This is a genomic window from Nitrospira sp. BLG_2, assembly GCF_049222245.1.
In genome coordinates this window covers 1-3,879 of record NZ_JBLYIG010000473.1, presented here as the reverse complement: position 1 = coordinate 3,879, position 3,879 = coordinate 1, and the positions used below count along the sequence as shown (strand labels likewise).

Here is a 3,879-nt window from a genome sequence, read left to right as displayed (position 1 = left end):
GTCGAAGCAACAAGGAAATCTCCGACCAGTTATGCGTCTCGGTCGATACCGTAAAAACGCACCTGCATCATATCTATCAGAAGTTTTCCGTCGACGGCCGCATCGAGGCCGTTCTGACCTACTTGCGTGCTCAGTGATCTGCCCTTCTCATATGTGCGCTCTCACCCAATCGGTGTAGGCCGTAATTCAATCTTCCAGGCGATGGCGAAATAAACGGCTCGTCCCTTAGTATTTTGTTGAAATACAGAGAGGACGGTCCAGACACCTTAGACGATACGGAAAACATCACGTTTCAAACAAGGAGGTGACTGGTTATGCATGATGTACACTTAAAGGACGACTTAACACATGAGCCAGCGTGGGTGTATTTGTATGCCGCGATTTTTATCGGGATCGTTGCCTTTGCACTCCTGTCCGGCGGTTTCATGGGATGAGTGGTTTATAGCGGATTGTTGTAGTTGGACTGCAAGGGATTTGCACCGCGACGAAGCTACCGGAACCGTCTCAAACGGTCCCGGTAGCTTATGTCTATTCATGAATACTAGCTCACCGTAAAACAGCTTCCACGTTCGCAATCCATACGACCATATGGTACACTTACCCCACAAATTCTGATCCTCGCGCTTTCCTTCCCCGTTTCGTTCCTGCGCGATTGCATGATCAGTCTGCGGCAAGTTTGTCGGACATCAGCCTTTGTGTCTCCGCTATCAGCGTAGCTGGCGGAGACCCAGAGATCGACGCCGCCGTGTCACTCAATTTGCTACTTCAGGCAATGGAAGCTGGATGCAGGATGCGCATGTCCAGCATCTAGAAGCCCCCGAGTCAAGGAGAACAAACAGATGACCGCTCACGCTCAGAGTACATGTCCATGAGTACCGCCAAAATAAACCGGCCGACATCCCCGATCCGTTGGGTCCGTATCCCAGACGGGACGAAAGTGCGTCATCGATCTGAAGCCTATGAAGGGGTCATTGACGGGTTGACCGAAATCGTGTCCGGCTCGGAGCGCAACCCTGATGGGAAAACACAATACCGTGTGAACGTCGGGGACAGTACGCGATTGCTCGTCTCGGAAGATCACCTCAATATTCTGATCGATAACCAAAATTTGGTTTTGCTCGCTCGTGAATCCGAACTGTATCGTCGTAATGTCACTGATCGGCTGCGGGCGGTATTTGCGGAAGATCGGTTCGTGACGATTGGCAGCAAAAGTTCAACGTCGTCTAGCGAGTAGAGGGTGTTGAAAGCGAACCTCTGAGCTTGTCTTGAGATCGAACCTTTTGAAAGTGGAGGAGTAATGAATACATCATGGGGAACCAGGACCTCGCAACGACGAAAGCGAGTGACTCGGCAAACCAAGTTCCGTTGGGATGTGCTGGGACTCCAAGATCCGGCGCAGGCGACATCGGCATTATCGATCGAGGACATTCGTCGCCAGATCACTTCGGCAGCAAGTCAGGGATTGAGTCCCGACACGCTCTCTCGCTCTCGCCAGAAGGAAGGACGCCCCAAACCTGGATCCAACGCGTCGGTGTCTACCCGCAAGCGTAAGGCTGCTTCCCAATAGGTGTTTTAGAGGCACGTCGCATCAGAAAGGAGGGCATCATCGGAGGAACAGGAAAAACCACTGCTGCTAAGCGGGATCGCGAAAAAGCGCGTCAGCAGAAACAACGCGATAAAGAAGAGCGTCGTGCACAACGGAAGACCGCTAAGTTAAACCGGCCGGCACAAGAAGAGGGGGATCCTGATCTCGCAGGCCTGCATTGGGGGCCGCAACCTCCGCTTTATTGACGGACCGCCATGCACAACACGTCAAGAACTCATCAGTTCGCAAGAAAGGACGTGCCACGGACATCAACAACCTCACGTTCGCATTCGTGATAGTGGCTCTCGGATTGCCGGTGTGGCCGTATACCTGAAAGACAAATAACCTCCTGTTCACCTTCCTTTTTTAGGATTCATATCACAACCTATTTATCGACCAGCATCACACATCAAGTCATCGGTCCATATCCTTGGCTGAAGAACTGAACTCAAATCACTTGAGATATTTATCCGCTCGCTTTGATTACGAATAGCCCGTGGTCGGAGCAAGTTTATTTGAGCTTCAAAGATCAAACACTGAAGGTGTCTATTAACGGACATCAAGGATGAAGTCCGCGGGTCACACCACGCGTGGTATGGAGCCGGCGACTCGGATGGAACGGGCGATCTGCGGTTTACGAAGACATCTTCCGAAGATCCGCTCCAATTGGATGCCCGTCACAGAATCCCCATTCGACTGACCAATCAGCGACATAACCCGTACTCGCACCCCATTGCGCTGGGCTGAATGGTTGGGGGCAATGGTGATACTTTCGGTTACATTACTGGCTGGCAGAAGGCCCCTCAGGCCTTTAGGCAACATGGAGTTAGCCTTTGGAGTCCTCTAGCGCATGGCCATTACATCCTGCGCTCCTTCCCAGAATGACACCTGAAGCTTTATCAAAACCCATTCACGCCAAAAGAACGCTCACTGCACAAGGCACTCGCTGGAGGTGGCTCAGCAGTTGTCAAAGGGCCATGCATTTTGAAGTATCGTAGGCAGGGTGAGGACTCACATGATTCACCGGAAGGGGACGAAGTCCCTACAAATGCGGGGATTGGAACTCGTGAAGATTAGGGCAGGATGGAGTTTGGCGCACCGGTTCATTGGTCGACACTCCGTTCTTATTCACTCGCACTGTAAGGAGGCGACGATGTTCATGTTCATGCAACCCCAAGATGGTCATGTGTTTCACGCATGTCACAAAAATGCTTTTGCATTCGGCGCTATGCTATGGCTGTTTCTGTCGCTTGTTGGCTGTTCCACGTCACGGAAGGAATACGTTGTGGATTATAGCCGCGGTAACGATGCGACAGCCCAAGGTTCACGCGAGCGTCCCTGCCAGACCGAGGGGCAATGCCGGATGCTGGCGGAGCGCGACGGGGTGCGTTCGTATTGGATGGTTTATCAGTGAGGACGGCAACGGCTTGAATGAAGGTCAAGTAGACTATTGGTGTGAGCGTTCAGGAGAGTTACTGATGGCCGCTCCGGCCGATCGCATGACCATGTGCGATAGATCGCGGACCACCAAGAGAAAGTCGGGAGGCCTCGCGAACCTGCTGAAGCAGTGTCTTGTGTCCTTTGTCAATAAACTACCTGTAAAATCGCTCATGAATGTTCACTGGCAGACGAAACAACTTATTCCATGCAGCGATCGGTTCATACTGCTTTGAAGGAATCTCCCTTGGAAGCGTCCTTCACACAGCAAATGATATCGTTGAGCTGCTTCCCTTTGCCCTGGTTCAACCTATTAACCTGTTGGAAAGAATGGAGCCGGCGACCTGGATTGAACAGGCGACCTGCGGTTTACGAAACCTTCGGATCGCGGGCCTCCAAACCCACTGAAAAGTCGACAATCTCCGCTCTTAGACTGACGAATCGCCGTCGTTGAGTCTTTCCCGTACTTCCCCGGAATACCCCCAGATTCCCCTACAATTCCCCTACGCTATTCACTACGCTGTTATCCGTGGGTTCACGATGTCTTTGATCTCTTGAATTGTGAGACGGGATATATTTCGGCCAGTCCAGTTAGTGTTTTTGATCCAACGAAGAGTATCAGGCCTATTCATATTTTGCCTTGGTGCGTGTGAAGAAATTACACTGGCACTGGCGCGAGAAATGCCCATGCCAAGAAGTGAAATCATCGTCTCGGACGAGGCGCCAAGTTCGAGGTAAAGTGGCAAGGAAGGAATTGAAACATTTGATAAGTCAGTTTCTGTTTCGGCAAGCGCTAATTTTACAACATCGATGTAACAATTGGTGTATTTAACATATCGGAACCGTAAGTCATTTTC

The 3,879-nt window shown here is 51.3% G+C and carries 4 protein-coding genes and 1 pseudogene; 4 read left to right on the top strand and 1 reads right to left on the bottom strand.

The features are described 5' to 3' along the window. The first annotated feature begins 17 nt into the window (after nt 1-17). From ACOSYY_RS12885 to ACOSYY_RS12870, 4 genes are all read left to right on the top strand, one after another. Entirely contained in the window at nt 18-137 is a 120-nt protein-coding gene (locus tag ACOSYY_RS12885; protein WP_421662863.1) for a LuxR C-terminal-related transcriptional regulator, read from the top strand. Between the two features lie 731 nt (nt 138-868). Then, on the top strand, nt 869-1,234 hold the full coding sequence (locus tag ACOSYY_RS12880; protein ID WP_421662862.1) for a hypothetical protein: 366 nt from the start codon (nt 869-871) through the stop codon (nt 1,232-1,234). A 63-nt stretch (nt 1,235-1,297) separates the two neighbouring features. Beyond that, the gene (locus ACOSYY_RS12875) at nt 1,298-1,567 is read left to right on the top strand and encodes a hypothetical protein (protein ID WP_421662861.1); all 270 of its coding nucleotides are present in this window, start codon (nt 1,298-1,300) and stop codon (nt 1,565-1,567) included. Nucleotides 1,568-2,738: 1,171 nt separating this feature from the next. Continuing rightward, nucleotides 2,739-2,999 carry a hypothetical protein gene (locus tag ACOSYY_RS12870; RefSeq protein ID WP_421662859.1) on the top strand — a complete coding sequence of 87 codons (261 nt, stop codon included), beginning with the start codon at nt 2,739-2,741 and terminating at the stop codon, nt 2,997-2,999. A 538-nt stretch (nt 3,000-3,537) separates the two neighbouring features. Here the strand turns inward: ACOSYY_RS12870 and ACOSYY_RS12865 are convergent. Next, a pseudogene (locus ACOSYY_RS12865) lies at nt 3,538-3,879 on the bottom strand (hypothetical protein); the annotation flags it as partial.

What these genes read in the sequence shown, in the direction of transcription:
- ACOSYY_RS12880 (WP_421662862.1), top strand. Translation starts at nt 869, where the DNA reads ATGAGTACCGCCAAAATAAACCGGCCGACATCCCCGATCCGTTGGGTC.
- ACOSYY_RS12870 (WP_421662859.1), top strand. Translation starts at nt 2,739, where the DNA reads ATGTTCATGTTCATGCAACCCCAAGATGGTCATGTGTTTCACGCATGT.
- ACOSYY_RS12875 (WP_421662861.1), top strand. Translation starts at nt 1,298, where the DNA reads ATGAATACATCATGGGGAACCAGGACCTCGCAACGACGAAAGCGAGTG.